Origin of the sequence: Pseudomonas tremae (assembly GCF_001401155.1) — a bacterium.
Taxonomy (GTDB): domain Bacteria; phylum Pseudomonadota; class Gammaproteobacteria; order Pseudomonadales; family Pseudomonadaceae; genus Aquipseudomonas; species Aquipseudomonas tremae.
In genome coordinates this window covers 64,520-83,816 of sequence record NZ_LJRO01000090.1, presented here as the reverse complement: position 1 = coordinate 83,816, position 19,297 = coordinate 64,520, and the positions used below count along the sequence as shown (strand labels likewise).

The window sequence follows — 19,297 nt, the reverse complement described above, 5'->3', positions numbered from 1 at the left end:
CGGACATCTGACAGGCCTGCGCCCAAGCGAGATTTTACATGCCTCACGCATCCCGACCCGCGCACAATGCGATGACAATGACTCCGGCCATGGTGATGCTGTTCGCGTTCTGCTGTGGCGCGATTGTTGCCAACATTTACTATGCCCAGCCGATTATCGAGCTGATTGCCCCGGACATCGGGTTGTCGAGTACAGCGGCCAGTCTGATCGTTTCGTTGACGCAGATCGGTTATGCGCTGGGCTTGTTCTTTCTGGTGCCGCTGGGCGATTTGCTGGAGAACCGGCGGTTGATGCTGATCACCACCGTGGTTGCGGTTCTCAGCCTGCTGGGCGCGGCTTTTGCCGAACAACCAAATCTGTTTCTGCTGGTGTCGTTGCTGGTGGGGTTCAGTTCTGTGTCGGTGCAAATGCTGATCCCACTGGCAGCGCACCTTGCGCCCGAGGAGTCTCGAGGCCGTGTGGTCGGCGGGATCATGGGCGGGCTGCTGTTGGGGATTCTACTGGCACGGCCCATTGCCAGCTTGGTGGCGGATCATTTCGGCTGGCGTGCAGTATTCGGCTCGGCGGCAGTGATCATGATAGGTATCAGCGTAGTGCTTGCGACTACCATGCCCAAGCGCGTGCCGGACCATCGTGCGTCCTACGGCCAGTTGTTGTTCTCGCTCTGGACTCTGCTGCGTACCCAACCGGTGCTGCGTCAGCGCGCCTTTTACCAAGCGTGCATGTTCGCGACGTTCAGCCTGTTCTGGACGGCTGTGCCACTGGAACTGTCGCGCAACCACGGGCTGTCGCAAACGCAGATTGCCATCTTCGCCCTGATCGGCGCGATCGGCGCAATCGCTGCCCCCATCAGTGGTCGCCTGGCAGACGCCGGCTATACCCGCATAGCCTCACTGGGCGCGCTATTGCTCGGCGCTCTGAGTTTTCTCCCGGGCATGGTTCACCCTGCCTACAGCGTGATCGGCCTGGCAATCACGGGCGTGGTCCTGGATTTCTGCGTACAGACCAGCATGGTCCTGGGTCAGCGCACTGTCTACGCCCTGGATGCGGCCAGTCGCAGCCGGCTCAATGCGCTGTACATGACCAGCATCTTCATCGGCGGCGCTATTGGCTCAGCGGTGGCCAGCCCGCTATTCGACCATGGCGGATGGGCTTGGGTGCTGATCGCAGGCACGGTACTGCCGCTGATTGCGTTGCTGGCGTTTCTCAGGGATCGATCAAGGCAGAATGCGTAAACGCTGCACTTTGTGACTGATTTGCAGGATAATGCCGCGGCGGTTGCATAGCAAATCGCCCTTCTGGCTCTCTCGCACCTTTAGGCTCGCGTATCCGGCACCTCTGGATAAGCGCGATTGAACACGGATTGTACAGACGCCTCATCCCAAGGCCCCCAACCCTCCGATGTGCTGTTCAAGCGCATCGGTAAGCACCTCCGCAACCCGAACAAGGCAAAACAGCAATGGACGCAGCACCACGAACAAGCAAAATTTCCGCGATTTTCGCCAAGATATCGCTTGGCATCAGCGGCATGATCGGGGTCATCTGGAGCATCTTTACCTACCTCTTCCCGGACCCGGCCATTCTTGGCCTCAGCGTCGACTTCATCAACTGGAAGACGCTGATAATCATTGTCAGCGCGATCATGTTGTTCAGCGGGCTGGGTATCGCAATCCTCGCCAGGAAGCTGCCTGCGGTACTCAAGCTTGGCGTCTGGTTGGCGCTGGCGTTGTTTCTGTGTGCAGTTTTTTTCAAGTTGGGCGGTGAATACGCCAAGCCTTCGCTCGAATTCGCCCGCAGTCAGAAGCTGTTCGTCGAGAATGACAACGCCAACATGTTCGGCAAACGATCCGAGACCGTCGACAACCTCAGCGTGGAATTGCTTGATTGCGATCAGAACGGCCAGTCGCCTACCTGTACCCTCGAACTGATCAACAAGAGTGCAGACCGCGACTTCCGTTTTCTCACTCCAATAAGCCTGTTTGAGGAAACCGGTGGCGCACTGGGTCTGTCGCAACTGCGCGTTGGCGATGCCAAGTACGACCGTTGGGACAGTTTCCAGTTAATCCGCAACGTCCCTACCCGCGTGACGCTGATCTTTGAAGCGACCAAGGGCCGGATCAAGCAATCACCTGCTTTGAAGCTGACCTTCCGTGATCGCGAGAACAAAGACAACGTACTCAAGTTCAACGAGGTCAAGGTCAATTAGTTAACCGTGAATGGTGCGTCGCCCCTCCAGGCATGATGACGCACGTTTTGGCTAGCGTGCTGACTGTTGCAACCAGTTCCCCAGGTCCACCACTTCAGCCTCGCTGATGCTGTGCCCAAGGCCTTCATAAGCATGAAACTGCGGCGTCAGGCCGAGCGACTTGAGGGTTGCTTCGGCTTGCGGGCCGCTGGCGTAGGCCACCTGGCGGTCCTGCTTTCCATGACCGATGAAGACTTTCAACGCCTTGAGGTCGTCAGAGGGTTTGACCTCGGACTGAACCACCGGCAACAAACGCCCGCTCAACGCCGCAATGCCCCCCACCAGCTTCGGCTGACGCAAGGCAACTTCGTAGCTCATCATTGCGCCCTGGCTGAAGCCGACCAGAAAAACCTTGTCAGGCTGAGTGTGGAATTTTGCCGTGGCCTGAGTAATGAATGCAGTCAGTTTGGTGCCGCTGCTTTTCAGGTCTTCAGTCACGCCGTCGTAATCGGGTGCACCCCGCTTTTGGGTGAACCACTTGTAACTGTCGGGCTGTAACGTTACCGGAGCCTGCACCGACAGGTAGTTGTAATCGGCCGGCAGATGCTCCTTGAGCCCGAACAGATCAGCAGCGTTGCTGCCATAGCCATGAATGAAGATCACCAGCGGCCGGTTCGGGGTTTCGACATTTGCTTGCGCAAGGTAGTCCAGCGGCAGATCCGTGTGCAGGGTGTCCTGTGCCTGCGCCATCCCGGCAACAGCAAACAGCAAGGCGGCGAAAAATTTCAGCATCGGTTCATGACCTCTTTTGAGCGCTGCCGACAGGCAGCGCCGTGAGTGGATGTCGTGGCAAAACTAACACAGCGTCAGTTATGCATGCTGGTCCGCGAAACCTCGGGTTTGAGCAGCTGCATCTGCTGACGGTAATCATCAGTCACCTGACGCGCCTGACTGCTGCTGGTGATGACCCGTGGCGTAATCAGCACGATCAGCTCGGTACGCCCCTTGGACTTGCTGGTGGTGCCGAACAGCCATCTCAAGCCTGGAATACGTCCCAGATACGGCACGGCGTCGACCGTCTCTGCGTTATCCTGCTTGATCAGCCCGCCCAGCAATATCGTCTGACCGCTCTGAGCCGCAACCTGAGTGGAAACGGAGCGACTTGAAATGCGCGGGTTGCCGTTGGCATCGTTATTCGAGGCGTTGTTGTCGGCATTACTGACCTGTTGCTGAATGTCCATGTACACCAGGCCACCCGGATTGATGCGCGGCACGACATCGAGAATCACACCGGTCTGCACGTATTCCACACTGCTCAATGTGGTGTTGGTGGACGTATTGGTGTTGATCGAGGTCTGGCTGATCGGAATGTTGTCACCCACCTGAATCTGCGCCTGCTGATTGTTCATGACCACCAGCGACGGCGCCGACAGCACCTGAGTGCGGCCATTGCGTTCAAGAGCGCGCAACGCCACCTGCAAATTATTGCTGACGAAGGAGTAGAAGAACGCATCGGTCGCGCCCAGCGCAGCCCCGCCGGTGCCGAGTGCGCCCTGACTGCCTGCCGTGTTGGCGACGTTTCCGGTGGTTCCCGAATTGCCCGCCAGACGCCCCAGATACCACTGCACGCCCATGTCCAGTTCGCCAGTCAACGAGACTTCCAGAATGCGCGTCTCGATCTGCACTTGCAGCGGTGGATTATCGAGGCGCTTGATGGCTGATTCGATTTCTTTCCACTGTGCTGGACGTGTGCGTACCAGCAACTGGTTGCTGCTCTTCTGCGCAGTAATGCGCGTGCTGGCGTCGAGTGACTTGCCGTTGCCTGCGGAGCCGCTGCCGTCCTGGCCGGACGAATCGGATTCGGAATCACCGCCGCTCTGGTCATCACCCTCGGATTCGCTGTCGGCGTTGTTCTGGCTGTTGTTCAGGCCCTGGTTGTTACCAAAACCGCCGCCATTGCTCATGCCGCCGCTGTTGCCGATACCACCGCCGTTGCCGCCCAGCCCACCGGAACCGCTCATGCCGCCGCCGCCGCTGGAGTTGAGCGATGACAGAGTGGTGGTGCGCAGACCTGGCGCCACCTTGGCCGGCGAATCTTCCTTGATAGCGCCCGTGCCGTAGATCTGCCGCAGGTATTTGGCAAGGTCAGTGGCCTTCATGTTGCGCACGTCGTACACGTACATCTGCGGCTCGTTGCCGCCGCCTTCGTCGATGGTGTGAATCCACTCGCCGACTTCGCGCAGGTATTCGGGCTGCGAGGAAATAGCGACCACCGAATTGGTCCGCTCGATAGGCAGGAAGCGCACCATGCCCGCCAGCGGCATGCCGCTTTCAGGGCCGAACATTTTTTGCAGCTCGGGCATCAGTTCGCCGACCGAAGCGCGCTGCAGACCGAATACGCCGACCGACATACCTTTCAGCCAGTCCACATCGAAGGTGTCGATGGTGTCCTGATAGTTGGCCAGTTCTTCAGGCGTGCCCGCCAGGCTGAGAACGTTGCGCGCCGGATCGACCAGCAGAAATGCGTTTTCCCGGGCGAACGGCTTGAGCAGCTTCTGCATTTCGTTGGCCGAGATGTAACGCAGCGGAAACAGTCGTGCCGACATTCCTGGCGAAGGTTGTGCCACACGCATTTCCGGCACCAGCTTGCCCGCCACGGCCTGATTGGAAGGCAGGATGACGTAGCGATTGCCCTGTTTGATCATCGCATTATCGGTCCAGGACAGCAGCGTCTCGAGGATCGACAGCGCCTGTTGCTTGTTGACCGGTTTGGACGTCGAGAAGCTGACGTCGCCCTTCACACCTTGAGCGATGCTGTAATTCTCGTGCAGCAGATCGCCCATGATGCTGTTGATTACCGCCTGAATGGGCTGGTTGGTGAAGTTGAAGACGATATCGCCAGTCTCGGCCGGACGCGCAGCCGGCGCCGCAGCGGGCTGACGGATGAACCGCTGGTTGCCCTGGATGATCTTGCGCTGTGGCGAGGTCGTCGTCTGCTGGGCAGGTGGCTCGACAGGCGGTCGCTCGCTGCGCGGGTCTACCGGCGGACGTTGTGAACCCGTTCCCTGGAGCGCTTCCTGCAGCATGCCATTGTCGGGATCGAGTGTGTCTGACGGTGTCGCGCAGCCGCCAAGGGCGACGGCGGTGGCCAGGCAAAGCAAGGGTGTGCGCAAGGTAGCGATGGCAGGAACTCCAGAAAATGTACCCATCACAGGGTGGAATCGTTGGTTAAGGTAATCGGGGGGCTGCTTGACGGCGGCGGCAGGCGCAACGCGGGCAGGCGCAGGACTTGCGTACGCTCGTCGAGCCTGAAAGTGGCCTCGGTAGGCTCAAGACGCTCAAGCGTCCAGCCATTGGGCAGACGCGCGCCCTGACGCACTTTAAGTGCCGGCCCGCTGGCCTGTTTGAGCAGTGCAACACGTAGCGAGCCATCCATGATTACCCCGGTCAGGGTCAGGCCAGCCAGGCTGGAGGCCTGCACATCAGTTTTGCGGACCGCCGCATCGGGGCTGCGATCAGGACTGAAAAGCGGGGTCTTCCAAGTATTAGCCAGACTGTCCAGAGTAGCTGACGGCGCACTGTGGATCTGCGCCTTCTGATCCGTCAGGTTACGCGGCGCCTGCTCCGGCAGCCAGCCTGGCGAATGTGCTGCACCACTGAATATCAGTGCAATCAGCGCAGCCAGCAAAGCGGCACATGCCAGCAAGGCCCACTCCAGCGGACGTAATGAGCCGATCATTGCTCGCCCTCCCCGACACTGGCCGGTTGCAGGTAGCCGCGCACCAGCAGATGCACTACCAGCTTGCCCGCAGCACCATTGGCAGGCGCATTGGCGTCGCGACGCATACTCATCTCATCGATAAACAGAAACGGACGCTGGTATTCCAGCGCATGCAAAATGGCCGTCAGCGGCTCAATGGCGCAGTTCAGGGTCAGGCTGACCTTGACCTGACGATACGGCTCGGCGCTGTCCTGCTCCGGCGTGATCGGCATACGCTGGGTCAGCTCGCAGCCGCCACCGGTGTTGGCCTGACTGCTGATCAGATCGGCGATACGCTGCATCAGGTCCGCCGCCACGGCACTGGGGTCTTCTCCTGGCAACAGGCTGGTGCTGCTCGCCGGATCCCGACGCGCCTGCTCTAACTGCTCGCGCAGGGAATCACCTTGCTGCAACAAACCGGCGTAGCGTTGCTGCTGTTCACGCAACTGCTCGGTCTGTTCGCCGATATCACGCAATGGCCCGGCGAACCAGCTGTCGATCAACAACCAGTACGCCAGGCATAGCACCAGTGCCAGGACAGTAAGGGCCGCGCCCCGCCGTTCACGGCTTGTCAGTGGACGGCGCATCGGCGTTCTCCTGTTGCTGGTTCTGGTGCAAGTGCGCACGCAGGGAGTACTGATCCTTGCCGGTTTTGGTGTCAGGCTGGATCACCCCCTGAAACTGGGCATTGTCCAGGCTACGACAGTCTTTTACCCGGCCTATCAAAGCACTGGCCTTGCCGCTCTGGCCGGAAAACGCCACTTCGGCGCTGTCACTGATCTCGAGATGCTCGATCCAGGTGTCCGAAGGAAGGCAGGCGGTCAGCTCGCTGAGTAACGCCGAGAGCGGCGGCTGAGCAGCCTTGCGCCGCAACAGGTAATTGGCGGCACCCAGGGTGTTAGTCAATTGCTGGCGCAGTTGCTGAACCTCTCCGACCTGGGCTTTTTGTGCCTTGACGCTGGCTTGCATGTCGTCGAGCAGGCTTTGGCGATCATTCAGCCACAGCAGCATGGCACTCAACAGCAGACCGACACACAGCCAGCCCAACCAGCGTTGCAAGCGATGGCCAGAGCGCGACTGTTGCGGACGCAGCGGCATAGGCAGCAGATCGACACCCATGCGCTGACCTTCAGCGCCAACGTCCACAGCATCAGGACGCAGACCACGCTCGGCGCACTCGGCGAGTATCGCGTCCAGCCGCTCGCGCAGTATGGCCACCAGCGTGACCTGGACAAAGCTGGCGCTACGGCTGTCCTGGCGAGCGACGAAATACAACTGCCCCGCGTCGAAAGGCGTAAAGCGATCCAGCTCGTAGCCCACCACGGTGGACAGGTTGCGGGCTGCGGCGGCCGGCAATTGCAAGGTTTGCACCAGCACCGCAGAAGCAGGCAGCAGCAGAACGCGTCGCGCTTGGGCCGATGCGACAGGCAACGGCTCGACCAATGGCCAGACGTGCGTCTGCTCGACGGTCTCGCGACCCAGCCAGCGGCGCACGCGCAAAGGCAGGCAGGCGCGAAGCTCGGCCACCCACCATTGCCATGCCTGTTGGGCCGGACTGCCACGCCACTGCCTGGCGACCTGTTCGCGTAACGCGTAAACAGGCGCCAGACGTGCAGAAACTGATGAATTCATTCTTGCCAACGCAATACCCTGTAGGGCTGTGCGCTTCCCTCCGATGGGCTCAATAAAACAGTGGTTTTTAACAGGGCGGTCACACCGCCCGGTCGTTCTGCGCGGCTGTCGATGGCCAGTACCTCGCCAGGATCAGCCCCTGCAGCGCTCTGGTTCGGCAAGTTCAAGGCCCTACGCAGCAACCCCGAAGCGAATGCCGGATCGGGCCTGTCCAGGCCGCTCCATAATGTTATTTCCGGTAATATCCGGGTATACAGCGCCTGACTCATGCCCGGCAACTGACGTACTTCCTCGACCACTCGCAAGGGTGACTGGCCGCCATTACGCTGAGCCTCCAGCACCTGGGCAATACTGCTGGCCTGGTTTTTGGCCGCGCCACACGCCTGCAGCAGCCGGGATATATCGGCGACCGGCGCACTATTAAGGTCCAGCTTGCCGCGCTCGCTCCTGATACTCACAACCAGTTGCGTGTCATCCATGCGCAACGACACCAGACGCCCATCGGCAATCCAGCGTTTGCGCTGCGCAGGATCAAGCAACCCCTGCACAGCCATATTCATGCCAGCCTCAGCCGCCATCAAAGCCTGCGTGTTCTGCCGCAGCCAGAGTGCCTGCCGGCTTTCCAGTTGCACCCAGCCCGCCAGCCCGCCCAGCAACAGGCTGAGCAGTGCAAGAACCCAAAGCACTACCAGCAGCGCTACGCCGCGCTGGTATCGATTTGCTTCAATCATTCGCCGCTCGCCCCGCCGGACAAATCCAGACGCAACGCTACAACCTCGGGTACCCATTTGATGGTTCCTCTGGTCTGCATGTCGATCCGTACCGCTCCCGGTAAACGATTCGGCCACGGCCAATCGGGCAGCCATCCTGTAGGCTTGCCCTTCGGGTTGAGCCCTCTGTAACTGAACGTCAGTGAATCGACGTTTTGCAGCAACACTTGAGGCTCACCCCACGGTTTAAGTGCAATACCGTTTGCACCGGACTGAACCTGAGCAAAAGATACCTGCAAGGAACGACGCCCCTCAGGCCCCTTGAGCTCAAGGCTATGAACCTGGATGCCGCCGCCCAACTCGCCAGGCAACGTGGCGACAAACCGCAACTGTTGCGCCGAGCCTTCGAAAAAACCGCTGTTCACATCGTCTTCCGCGGACGTGTCCAGCGGCAGCGCCTGGCTTATCGAACTGCGCAAAAAGGCCTGCGCAGCGCGGGTCTCATCCAGATTGACGGTGTAGCGCTCAGCCTTGAGCACGGCACGATTGGCTCCCAACAATGCCCCGGCTACCAATACCAGCAGCACGCCCAGCAGGCTGATCACCAGCAACACTTCAAGCAACGTGAAGCCACGCTGAGCCGACCTCATGAGCCAGCCCCGGTGACAGCGCCGCGTAGCTTCAGGGTACTGAACTGCGCCTTGCGCTGATGCTCGTTCAGCGACAGATCAAGGCGAAACAGCCTGGGTTGTCCGTTCGCGCCTGGCAATTGGTGAATATCCAGTGTCCAGTCAATGCCGGACAAGGTGCCCTTACGCGTAGCGTTTTCCAGCGGCCCGGCGCTTTCCTGATCCATGATGGTGCGGGCAGCGTGACTGAGCCGGTCGCTGCGTGACACCTGTTGCAGCGACCGCGCACTTTGCCCGAACGCAACCAGTAAAACGCCACTGCAGACCGCCATAACGGTCAATGCAGCCAGCATCTCCAGCAGGGTGAACCCCGACTGCGATGTTTTCATTAAAGCGACCGAACCTGGACACTGCCGGTCAGCCAGCCAATATCGATACGCCAGCGCCGGTCACCGTCGGCGACCAAAACGTTGCCACCGCTGGAACCTCCGTCCGGGTAAAACTCGACCGACGAGCCAAGGTCCGAGGAGGTCTGCAGGGTCACTCGCAGCGTGACAGGCCAACGCATTTCACGCTTGCCGGGGGCCTTGAACGTTGCCTTGCGCAGATTGAACTCGGTGCGCGCCGGCTGGCCCGTCACAATAGCCCGCACTCGGGTCGCCCGCAGTGCCTCGACCATGTCGCCCACTGCACGACGCTCGCTGGCAGTACTCAAACCCTGTTGCAGACCGAAACCCACCAGACCGACAGCGATGCTCATCAAGACCAGCACCACCAGCATTTCCATGAGGGTAAAACCCCGGCTCGCAACAGACGTTTTCATTCCGCCATTTACTCCCAGTTGCCCAGGTCGGCGCTGTAACCTTCGCCACCCGGCTGACCGTCCTGGCCGTAGAAGATCAGATCGAAGCTGCCGTGCTGGCCTGGGAAGCGATAGCCAAATGCATGGCCGAACGGGTCCTTGAGGTCCGAAGGCTTGGCGTAAGGGCCATTCCAGTTCGACGCGTTACCCGGTTTTTCAGTCAACTGCTGCAACGTCTTGGGAGGCGAACCGACATCCAGCGCGTAGCTTTCGATTTTCATGCCCAGGCTCGCCAGCTGCGCCTTGCCCGCGCCGTACTTGCCCTTGTCGACGTTGCCGCCCACTTGCCGCACGACAATGGTCGCAACGATGCCCAGCAGGACGATAACGGCGAGCATTTCCAGCAAGGTGAAGCCACCCTGACGGCGTGCGGGTTTGAAGCGTGTACGGCTAAAATTCATCGCAATGGTTTCCTCGTTCATGGATTCAGATATTGCTGGTCAGGCTCATCAGCGGCAGCATGATGGCCAGCATGATCACCGCGACCATGCCCGCCATCACCACTGTCAACGCCGGTACAAGAGCTGCCAGCATGCGGTCGATACCGCGCTTGGCCTCGACGTCGAACACGTCGGCGACCTTCATCAGCATCGTGTCCAGCTCGCCAGCCTGTTCGCCGACTTCAATCATTTGCAGGGCCAGGTCCGGCAGCAGTGGCTGCGCGCCGAACGCACTGGCCAGCGTGCCACCGCCCTTGACCGACTCGGCGGCCTGCTCCACCTGGGCCTGCAAGGCACGATTGGTACACACCTGCCGTGCGATGACCAGCGCCTGAAGCAACGCCACGCCATTGGTCAAAAGCGTTCCGAGAGTGCGGGTCAGGCGCGCGGCTTCGATGCGCTGCAACAGAGGGCCGATGACCCGGATACCCAACAGGCGGCGGTCACGCCGTTCACGCCGCAGGGGATCACGCATGCGGATCGCCATGCCCCATATAAGCGCAATCAGACCTGCAAACACCGCCAGGCCGTAGTCACCGAGAAACTGTCCAAGGTCGAGAATGACCTCGGTGATCAAAGGGATCGGCACCCCGAGATCCTTGAAAATGGGTACGAATTGCGGCACCACGTAAGCCAGCAACAAGGCCAGTGAGCCCAGCACACCTACGACAAGGAACGCCGGGTAGATCAGTGCGTTGATCACTTCACCGCGCAACAACTGGCTGCGTTCCAGGTAATCGCTCAGCTGGCGCAACGTGCTTTCGAGAGCACCACCGGCTTCACCGGCGCGCACCATGCTTATATAGAGGGGCGAAAACTGAGTGCCCTCTTCTTCCAGCGCAACGGACAACGGCTTACCCGCCTTGACCTGCTCGCGAATACGTTCGATCAGCGCCTTGGTCTGCGGTTGTCCAGGCTGTTTGAGCAGAATCCCGAGAGATCGTTCCAAAGGTTGCCCTGCACCCAGCAACGTAGCGAGCTGCTGAGTAAAACTGACCAGCGCCGCTCCGTTCAGCAAGCCGCTGCCGAGCACACGACGTAGCCCGCCGAGACCGGCGACATCGACCTGCAAGACCATCAAACCGCGCTTTTGCAAAGCAGCAATGGCAGCGTCCTGATCTCGAGCCTCCAGTGTGCCGTTCTGCGGCGCGCCTTGCGCGTCCAGCGCGCGGTATTTGAACAGACTCATGTGCCATCACCCCGGGTGACGCGCAACACCTCTTCCAGTGAGGTGACGCCGGCTACGGCCTGACGCAAGCCCTCTTCGTGCAAGGTGCGCAACCCGCCGCGACGTGCAGCCTCCTCCAGTGTCGAGGCGTCGGCGTGACGCATCAACAGGCTGCGCAGCTCTTCATTCATGACCAGCAACTCGGTGATTGCACTGCGCCCGCGGTAGCCACCGCCCGGCGCGTCGGCGCGTGGCCGGTACAGCCGAATCGGACGCTCGTCGGTGAAACGCTCGAGCCCGTGCTCGGCGATCAGCTCCGGTGGAGCATCGAACGCCTCACGAGTGGCCGGGTCCAGTCGTCGCACCAGTCGCTGAGCCAGAATACCGTTGACGGTCGAGGCGATCAGGTAGCTTTCGACGCCCATGTCCAGCAAACGAGTAATACTCGCCGCAGCGCTGTTGGTGTGCAGGGTCGAAAGCACCAAGTGACCGGTTAATGAAGACTGGATGGCAATGCGGCAGGTTTCGAGGTCGCGCATCTCACCGATCATGATGACGTCCGGGTCCTGACGCACAATGGAGCGCAACGCCCCGGCGAAGTCCAGACCGATGGAGGGCTTGACCTGAATCTGGTTGATGCCTTCGAGCTGGTATTCCACCGGGTCTTCGACGGTGATGATCTTGCGCTCGGCAGTGTTGAGCCGCGACAACGCCGTATAGAGCGTGGTGGTTTTACCGGAACCCGTCGGCCCGGTGACCAGCAGGATGCCGTGCGGTCGCTCAAGCACATCCAGAAACTCGTCCAGGCGTTCGCCATCGAAGCCCAGGCTCGGGAAGTCGAAATTGATGGTTTGCCGGTCCAGCAGACGCATGACAACCGACTCGCCGAAACTGGTGGGCACGGTAGAAACCCGCAGGTCCAGCTCCTTGCCCTGAATACGCAACATGATCCGGCCATCCTGCGGCAAACGTCGCTCGGCGATGTCCAGGCGAGCCATGATCTTCACCCGGGATATGACCGCTGCCGACGAGCTGGAAGGTGGCGCTTCGGCTTCATGCAGTACGCCGTCGATGCGATAGCGCACCTTCAGCTGGCTTTCGAACGGCTCTATATGAATGTCCGACGCACGCTGTTCAACCGCGCGCTGCAAAATCAGGTTGACCAGACGAATGACCGGCGCCTCTGACGCCAGGTCCTTGAGATGCTCGATGTCTTCCAGCGAGCCGCCCTCGTCGTCAAGGTTCTCGATCAGAGTGCCCATTGCCGACCGGCCCTGCCCGTAATACCGCTCGATCAGCGTCTCGACTTCATTGCGCGGGCCCACGGAAAGGCGCACCGGCACTTCACAGGCATAGGCAATTGCTTGAAACGGGTACAGCGTGCCGGGGTTGGCGCCGAGTACCTGAAGCCCCTGATCGCTCCAGCCTACCGGCACCACCTGATAGTGGCGCATGAAACGCTCGGTCAGCGGCGGCAGCGGATCCAGCATTGGCGGCACGCCGTCGGCCAGTACCAGCGGAGCATTCAACAGCGCAGCCCAGGCGCGTGCCAGTTCAAACTCCGACACCAATCCAAGGCGGGTCAGAAGACCCAACAGCTCGGTGCCTTCCGATTCCTGTTGCAAACGGTGCGCCCGCTCCAGATCGACCGCTTTCAGACCGGCATTTTCGACCAGCCAGGCACAGACCTGCTCGGCATCCGGGATTGCGATGCGGGATATATCGACGGGAACTGGAGACATGAATGAGGGCATTTTGCTACTTCGGAGGGACATATTACAGCACTCTCCGCATGGAGAGTGCTGCGCTCAAAGGCTTCAAACGATCAGTTTGACTGCTTTTGAGGGGTTGCGTTCTGTGGGCGACCACCTTTTGTGGGTTCGGTCTTTTGTTTTTGAGCTGCTTTGGCGTCCTGAGTCTGGGTCATCACGGTCGAATCGGTAGTACCCGAAGTGGCATCTGCGTCTGTCGACTCTTCGGCAACTGCTGCGCCACTCAGGGCCAGACCTAAAACCACCGCTGCACTGATCATGGAAAACTTCATTTTAATAACTCCTCGGAAAAACACAGGAGACTGCACGACGCAGCACTCACAATAAAAAACGGGCAAGAATTAACGAACAGCACGCATGGCAACTTGCGAGCTGTCTTTCTTCATCCTGAAAAATCTTAAACCAATCGACCAGTAGGTTTAATAAGAGTTCCTCATCTGCACAGAAAAATGACAAAAATAAAGAAAAATACGCTTTTGTTTGACATTTATGGCTTGTTTTAGACTTAATCGTCACCGTTCACAAACCCGAGGCGCCATTTAGCGATAGCAAAATGATGGCACCTTAGAGGCAGTAAAACATAACAATTTAAAAGAAAAGTGTTAACTAAGCGGACCTGTATCGCCCCCTTCAAACAGGGGGTAAAACGCGATAACGGATGACCGTTGCCTGAAAAAATATTAAACGCCGATGGGCAAGTTGTGACGCATTAAACCGGCGTGTAAGCGCGGGCAAACAGTTATTCTAAATACCGTTGGAGAGCAGCATGAACAAACGAAAGATGATAGGCGCGCACTCGGCTCTGGCCTTGCTCGCGTTGGCGGTTTCGCAGGTGTACGCCGCTGACGCGACCGTGCAGCAGGGTCGTGAAGATCGCGCTGAAAAAGTCGCGCAAAAGACCTTGGCCAAGATGACCATGGAAGAAAAGCTGGCCTACATCGGCGGCACCGGCGGCTGGGACGTCAAGCCACTGACCAACTATGGCGTTCCGCAGATCCACGGCGCCGATGGCGGCGTCGGTGTGCGTTACACCAGCGAAGGCAACGATCAAGGCGTGGTCTATCCGTCCGGTCCTAACCTGGCAGCCACCTGGAACCCGCGTCGTGCCATCGACCTGGGTCGCGCACTCGGCTATGACACTGCCACCGGCGGTTACCAGTTCATCACTGGCCCCGGCGTCAACCTGTACCGCATGCCTTACGGCGGCCGTGCATTCGAATACCTCTCCGGCGAAGATCCGTTCCTGGGCGCCAGCCTGGCACCGGGCGTGATCAACGGTATCCAGTCTCGTGGTGTGTGGGCCAACGCCAAGCACTACGCAGCTAACGACCAGGAAAGCAACCGCTTCAATCTCGACCAGAAGATGAGCGAACGCGTTCTGCGCGAAATGTCGCTGCCTGCTTTCGAATCGTCCTCGAAAAACGGCAACGTTGCGATGATGATGTGCGCCTTCCAGAAGGTGAACGGTGAGTTCGCTTGCGAAAGCGAGCACCTGATCGCCCAGATCCTGAAGAAGGAATGGGGCTACAAGGGCTTTGTACAGAGCGACTACAACGCCGTGGTTCACGGCTTCAACGCTGCTCGTGCCGGTACCGACCTGGACATGATGGGCTACCAGATGAACAGCTCCGTGCTGAAGCCGCATCTGGACGCCGGTGACCTGAGCGCTGCGACCATCGATGACAAGGTGCGCCGCATCCTCAAGCAGATCTACCTGTACAAGTTCGACAGCAAAGCACCGCTGACCACCCACAACATGAACAGCTCGACCAGCAACAAGGTTGCTCTGAATGCTGCGCGTGAAGGTATCGTGCTGCTGAAGAACCAGGACAACCTGCTGCCGCTGGACAAGCAGAAAGTCAAGAAAATCGCCGTGGTCGGCACCTTGGCAAAATACGCACCGCCTACCGGTTTCGGCAGCGCCAACGTTATGGCCAGCCATTACGTCAGCGAGCTGAGCGGCCTGCAGCAAATGGCACCTAACGCCAAGGTCGAGTTCATCGACGGGCTGTCGCTGGATCCGAGCACCTCTGCCTGGACCACCACCGACACCGCTGGCAACGAAGTTCAAGGCATGAAAGCCGAGTACTTCAGCAACACCAACTGGTCCGGCGATGCAGCGGTCACCCGTACCGAAAAACACGTTGATCTGGACTGGGCCAACGACAAGAACCTGCCGTTCGAAAGCAACACCTCGACGTCCGATCCGTACACCAGCAAAGGTTCGACCGCTAGCCAGCTGAATGGCGATACTTCGTCGACATCGATCCGCTACACCGGCAAGATCACCCCGACCCAGAGCGGCGAGCAGGTGTTCAAGGTTCGCGCCGACGGTGCTGTGCGCCTGTGGGTCAATGGCAAGAAAATCATCGACAACGGTGAAGGCAAGCCATTGCCGGGCAACAGCATCCCGCCAACCATTCCAGAGTTCGCCAAGGTCAATCTGGAAGCGGGCCAGTCCTATGACGTGAAGCTCGAGTACTCGCGTCGTGCAGGCTACCTGTCGACCATGGGCGGCCTGGTGGGCGTACAGTTGAGCTCGGCTTCGCTGAACGCGCCGCAGGATCTGTCCGGCTACGACGCCGTCGTGGTTGCCGTCGGTAACAGCAGCGAATACGAAGGTGAAGGTTTCGACCACAGCTTCGATCTGCCTGAGTTCCAGAACGAGCTCATCCAGAACATCGCCAAGGTCAACCCGAACACCGTGGTGACCATGTACGGCGGTACCGGTCTGAAGATGAGCGACTGGATCGAACAGGTTCCGGTAGCTCTGCACGCCTTCTACCCGGGCCAGAACGGTGGTCAGGCGCTGGCCGAGATTCTGTTCGGCAAAGTCAACCCGTCGGGCAAGCTGCCGATCAGTATCGAACGCAATATCGAAGACAACCCTGTCTACGCATCCTTCCCGAAATTCGACAATCAGAACACTCTGACCGACATGGATTACAAGGATGACCTGATGCTGGGTTATCGCGGTTACGAGAAGAAAGGCATCAAGCCTCTCTACCCGTTCGGTTACGGCCTGTCGTACACCACCTTCGGTTACAGCAACATCAAGGTCACGCCGGGCGTTGCAGTGGGCAATACGCCGATCAAGGTGTCGTTCGACCTGACCAACACTGGCAAGGTGGGCGGTTCGGAAGTTGCGCAGCTGTACGTTGGTCAGCAGAACCCGAAAGTCGAGCGTCCGATCAAGGAACTCAAAGGCTACAAGAAGGTGTTCCTCAAGCCGGGTGAAAGCAAGCGCGTGACCATCGAGCTGAATGATCGCTCGCTGGCCTACTTCGACGAGAAGAGCAAGCAGTGGGTGGTCGACGCCGACACCTTCAACATCTCGCTCGGTGCCTCGTCGCAAGACGTCCGCCTGAACGCCAAGCTGGTCAACTCGTTCCGTCAGGAACTGTCGACCACCAGCAGCAACCCGCTGCCACGTTCAGCGCTGAACTCGGTTCTGGTCGAGAAGCCACCGGTCAAGACTGGCGGTGTGTTCAAGCAGACCGTCGAGTAAGCATCACGCTGACTGACTGAAAAACGGACGAATAAAGGCTCAGGGACGAGCCCTTACCGCTGCATCGACCTGCGCAATGTAGGCATCGAAACACTCGACCAGATCCAGTTGGTCGGGAAAGCGTAACCACTGAATCTGCAAGCCATCCATCATGGCCAGGATCTGCTGGATCACCTTTGACACATCCACATCCGCTCGCACTTCCCCTCGTTCCACCAATTCCGAAAACTGACTCAACAAATGCGCATGGATGCGCTCGTAGCGCGTCTGAAACCACTCATAGGCAGGCTGGTTGTCCAGCAGGCTTTCGGCGTTGAGGATGGAAAAGGCACGCACTACACCCGGTGCAGTGGCATTGGAGCGATTGATCGCACGCAGTCCGTTGAGCAGGCCGGTCAATGAGTTTTCAGTACGGACTTCGGCAGCAATCCGGGCGTTGACCTGATCACGGCGCTCCAGCACCCCCATCAACAATGAGATCTTGCTCGGAAAGTGGTGCAGCAAACCCGCGACGGAGATTCCGACGATAGCCGCCACCTTGGCGACAGATGCGCCGGTGTAACCCTCAAGGGAAAATATCTGCAACGCGGCGTCCAGCAACTCTTCGCGACGTTTCTCGCCTTTGGGCGCACGCCGCTGTCGGATGGCTACCGCTCCCGTTTCCATGGGTTCATGCCGAGTCATATCGGGCTCCTTCTTCAACAGCCGCATACCCTAACCATTCAGAACGCCTCTGGCAACGCCAACAAACCTGATTGTCAGACAATTTATTGACGTATTACAGTGGCGTGGGCGCAAAATTGCAACCCATTGGCCGCATCAGGCAGAAGCTCGAAAGCCCCCGGCATTCAGAAAACTCAGGCGACTGATCAGCGACGCGAGCCGTCAGGCTAGGCAGTTCCCTGCCCTTCACCCTTCTTACGCCTGGTCTCCAGGCCTGCTGCATGAGCCATCGCCCAACGCCCTCTGCATCAACACGGTGTCCACCCAACGACCGTGCTTGAACCCTACCGACTCGAAGACCCCCACCCGGCGAAAGTCCATTCGCTCGTGCAAGCGCAACGAGGCGATGTTTTCGCTGTTGCCGATCACCGCGATCATCTGCCGCCAGCCACCCGTTTCGCACCGTTTGATCAGCTCGCCCAGCAGCGCATGGCCGATACCCAGCCCGCCCATGCCAGCACGTACATACACCGAATCTTCGACAGTGAAGCGGTAGGCAGGACGAGGTCGATAAGGCGTGACGTAGCCATAGCCCACCACCTCTCCCGCATGCTCGGCGACCAGATACGGCAGGCCTTTGGCGAGCACCTGCGCGCGACGCTGCAACAGCTCGGCAAGGCTCGGGGGTTCAAGCTCGAAACTGGAAATACCGTGCAGCACATGGTCGGCGTAAATCGTCTGGACGGCAGGCATGTCGTCGTCGAGGGCGTCACGCAGCATAAGTTTCGGGATCATCACAGGGCTCTTGGGCAGTTCTGGGTAGAAGACGGTAATCATGCCGCCCGCTACGACATTAAAAAAGCTATGATTTTTCATCGACAGCATAAGAAATACTTTGCCATGCGCCGACTGAATCTAAACCATCTGCATACGTTTTCGCTGGTCATCGCTCATGGCAGTTTTTCTGTCGCCGCCGAGCATCTGCACCTGACTCAGCCTGCCGTGAGCCTGCAAGTACGCCAGCTGGAAGATCAATTGAACCTGCAATTGATCGAGCGCGTGGGCAAACGTCTTAAACCGACGTCTGCCGGCAAGGCACTGCTGGAGCACATCGTGCGCATCGAGGCTGTGGTCGAGGAGGCTTTGCTGGATTTGTCCAGTCACGCCAGCGGCGTTGCAGGGCAAGTCTCCATCGGCACCGGCGCGACCGCCTGTATCCACTTGTTGCCGCCTGTGTTGCGAGCCCTGCGCCTGCGTTTTCCCGAGCTGGATGTGCGGGTCAGCACCGGCAACACAGATGGCATCCTTAAAGCAGTCGAGGAAAACCGTCTGGACCTTGCGCTGGTCACCCTCCCCGCAGCCGGACGCAGCCTGGACATCAGCCCCTTGCTCGACGATGAATTCGTGGCGATCTTTGCCACCAGCCAGTCTCTACCCGACACCGGAATGACACCCCAGAACCTTGACCCGCTGCCTCTGGTGGTGTTCGAAGCCGGGAGCAGTACGCGTCTGCTGATCAACGAGTGGTTTTTGCAGTCAGGGATTCGCGTCAAGCCTGTGATGGAACTCGGTAGCATCGAGGCGATCAAGGAAATGGTAGCTGCAGGTTTGGGCTATAGCATCGTGCCGCGCATGGCCGTCGCTGCCGTCCATCACCGGCGCGGGCTGCAGGTGCATTCGCTGACGCCCGGTTTAAGCCGTACTCTGGGCATTGTGGTGCGCCAGGACAAGCCGCTCAGCAAACCCCTGCGTCAGGTGCTGGATGCACTACAACGCCTGAAAGGTTCATGAAGACGTATCACCATAAGCGCATGACCGTGTTGATACGCGGTAACGGCAGGCGCATTGCCGGCGGCAAAATCGCCCGGCAGTTGCATAGGCATCGAATCAGGTTGTACGATGACTGCCCACTAATTCATGGAACATGATTGCGGCCGGCTTCACAGATGCCGCAACACCGTCACCCGC

19 protein-coding genes are annotated in these 19,297 nt (G+C 59.3%); 4 read left to right on the top strand and 15 right to left on the bottom strand.

What is annotated here, in order from left to right; genetic code table 11:
- Window positions 1-38 precede the first annotated feature (38 nt).
- Together ALO43_RS06985 and ALO43_RS06980 are read left to right on the top strand one after the other, a co-directional pair.
- Window positions 39-1,235, top strand: coding sequence for an MFS transporter (locus ALO43_RS06985; protein ID WP_054997296.1), 1,197 nt, complete (start codon window positions 39-41; stop codon window positions 1,233-1,235).
- A gap of 224 nt (window positions 1,236-1,459) precedes the next feature.
- Window positions 1,460-2,206, top strand: coding sequence for a hypothetical protein (locus tag ALO43_RS06980; RefSeq protein ID WP_005893919.1), 747 nt, complete (start codon window positions 1,460-1,462; stop codon window positions 2,204-2,206).
- A gap of 51 nt (window positions 2,207-2,257) precedes the next feature.
- On the opposite strand, the gene ALO43_RS06975 is transcribed toward ALO43_RS06980, so the two are convergent.
- From ALO43_RS06975 to ALO43_RS06915, 13 genes are all read right to left on the bottom strand, one after another.
- A complete protein-coding gene (locus tag ALO43_RS06975; RefSeq protein ID WP_005893918.1) occupies window positions 2,258-2,977 on the bottom strand; it encodes an alpha/beta hydrolase in 720 nt (239 codons plus the stop codon).
- Window positions 2,978-3,051: 74 nt separating this feature from the next.
- On the bottom strand, window positions 3,052-5,394 hold the full coding sequence (gene gspD, locus ALO43_RS06970; RefSeq protein WP_053932739.1) for a type II secretion system secretin GspD: 2,343 nt from the start codon (window positions 5,392-5,394) through the stop codon (window positions 3,052-3,054).
- On the bottom strand, window positions 5,394-5,924 hold the full coding sequence (locus ALO43_RS06965) for a general secretion pathway protein GspN (RefSeq protein ID WP_024669442.1): 531 nt from the start codon (window positions 5,922-5,924) through the stop codon (window positions 5,394-5,396). The genes gspD and ALO43_RS06965 overlap by 1 nt, the downstream gene beginning before the upstream one ends.
- A complete protein-coding gene (gene gspM / locus ALO43_RS06960; RefSeq protein WP_024669443.1) occupies window positions 5,921-6,532 on the bottom strand; it encodes a type II secretion system protein GspM in 612 nt (203 codons plus the stop codon). The genes ALO43_RS06965 and gspM overlap by 4 nt, the downstream gene beginning before the upstream one ends.
- On the bottom strand, window positions 6,507-7,577 hold the full coding sequence (locus ALO43_RS06955) for a type II secretion system protein GspL (RefSeq protein ID WP_005893914.1): 1,071 nt from the start codon (window positions 7,575-7,577) through the stop codon (window positions 6,507-6,509). The genes gspM and ALO43_RS06955 overlap by 26 nt, the downstream gene beginning before the upstream one ends.
- Window positions 7,574-8,308, bottom strand: a complete 735-nt coding sequence (locus ALO43_RS06950) for a type II secretion system protein GspK (RefSeq protein ID WP_024689651.1) — start codon at window positions 8,306-8,308, stop codon at window positions 7,574-7,576. Before ALO43_RS06950 ends, ALO43_RS06955 begins: the two co-directional genes overlap by 4 nt.
- Window positions 8,305-8,937 (bottom strand): prepilin-type N-terminal cleavage/methylation domain-containing protein, encoded by a 633-nt coding sequence (locus ALO43_RS06945; RefSeq protein WP_005893910.1) that lies wholly within the window; start codon window positions 8,935-8,937, stop codon window positions 8,305-8,307. The genes ALO43_RS06950 and ALO43_RS06945 overlap by 4 nt, the downstream gene beginning before the upstream one ends.
- Window positions 8,934-9,305 (bottom strand): type II secretion system protein, encoded by a 372-nt coding sequence (locus ALO43_RS06940; protein ID WP_005893909.1) that lies wholly within the window; start codon window positions 9,303-9,305, stop codon window positions 8,934-8,936. Before ALO43_RS06940 ends, ALO43_RS06945 begins: the two co-directional genes overlap by 4 nt.
- Window positions 9,305-9,739 carry a prepilin-type N-terminal cleavage/methylation domain-containing protein gene (locus ALO43_RS06935; protein ID WP_083492127.1) on the bottom strand — a complete coding sequence of 145 codons (435 nt, stop codon included), beginning with the start codon at window positions 9,737-9,739 and terminating at the stop codon, window positions 9,305-9,307. The genes ALO43_RS06940 and ALO43_RS06935 overlap by 1 nt, the downstream gene beginning before the upstream one ends.
- 8 nt (window positions 9,740-9,747) lie before the next feature.
- The gene (gene gspG, locus ALO43_RS06930; protein ID WP_080267791.1) at window positions 9,748-10,179 is read right to left on the bottom strand and encodes a type II secretion system major pseudopilin GspG; all 432 of its coding nucleotides are present in this window, start codon (window positions 10,177-10,179) and stop codon (window positions 9,748-9,750) included.
- A 25-nt stretch (window positions 10,180-10,204) separates the two neighbouring features.
- A complete protein-coding gene (gene gspF, locus ALO43_RS06925) occupies window positions 10,205-11,407 on the bottom strand; it encodes a type II secretion system inner membrane protein GspF (protein ID WP_024669447.1) in 1,203 nt (400 codons plus the stop codon).
- The gene (gene gspE / locus ALO43_RS06920; RefSeq protein WP_024669448.1) at window positions 11,404-13,128 is read right to left on the bottom strand and encodes a type II secretion system ATPase GspE; all 1,725 of its coding nucleotides are present in this window, start codon (window positions 13,126-13,128) and stop codon (window positions 11,404-11,406) included. The genes gspF and gspE overlap by 4 nt, the downstream gene beginning before the upstream one ends.
- A gap of 83 nt (window positions 13,129-13,211) precedes the next feature.
- Window positions 13,212-13,430, bottom strand: coding sequence for a hypothetical protein (locus tag ALO43_RS06915; RefSeq protein WP_005893902.1), 219 nt, complete (start codon window positions 13,428-13,430; stop codon window positions 13,212-13,214).
- Between the two features lie 494 nt (window positions 13,431-13,924).
- Between ALO43_RS06915 and ALO43_RS06910 the strand changes: the two genes are divergently transcribed.
- The gene (locus ALO43_RS06910) at window positions 13,925-16,666 is read left to right on the top strand and encodes a beta-glucosidase (protein ID WP_054997295.1); all 2,742 of its coding nucleotides are present in this window, start codon (window positions 13,925-13,927) and stop codon (window positions 16,664-16,666) included.
- A 39-nt stretch (window positions 16,667-16,705) separates the two neighbouring features.
- Here the strand turns inward: ALO43_RS06910 and ALO43_RS06905 are convergent, their stop codons facing one another.
- Together ALO43_RS06905 and ALO43_RS06900 are read right to left on the bottom strand one after the other, a co-directional pair.
- Window positions 16,706-17,350 (bottom strand): TetR/AcrR family transcriptional regulator, encoded by a 645-nt coding sequence (locus ALO43_RS06905; protein ID WP_005893899.1) that lies wholly within the window; start codon window positions 17,348-17,350, stop codon window positions 16,706-16,708.
- A gap of 234 nt (window positions 17,351-17,584) precedes the next feature.
- Window positions 17,585-18,124, bottom strand: a complete 540-nt coding sequence (locus ALO43_RS06900; protein ID WP_024689652.1) for a GNAT family N-acetyltransferase — start codon at window positions 18,122-18,124, stop codon at window positions 17,585-17,587.
- Between the two features lie 105 nt (window positions 18,125-18,229).
- On the opposite strand from ALO43_RS06900, the gene ALO43_RS06895 reads away from it, so the two are divergent.
- Complete coding sequence (locus ALO43_RS06895; RefSeq protein WP_005893897.1) at window positions 18,230-19,120, top strand: LysR family transcriptional regulator; 891 nt, start codon at window positions 18,230-18,232, stop codon at window positions 19,118-19,120.
- The last annotated feature ends 177 nt before the right edge of the window (window positions 19,121-19,297 follow it).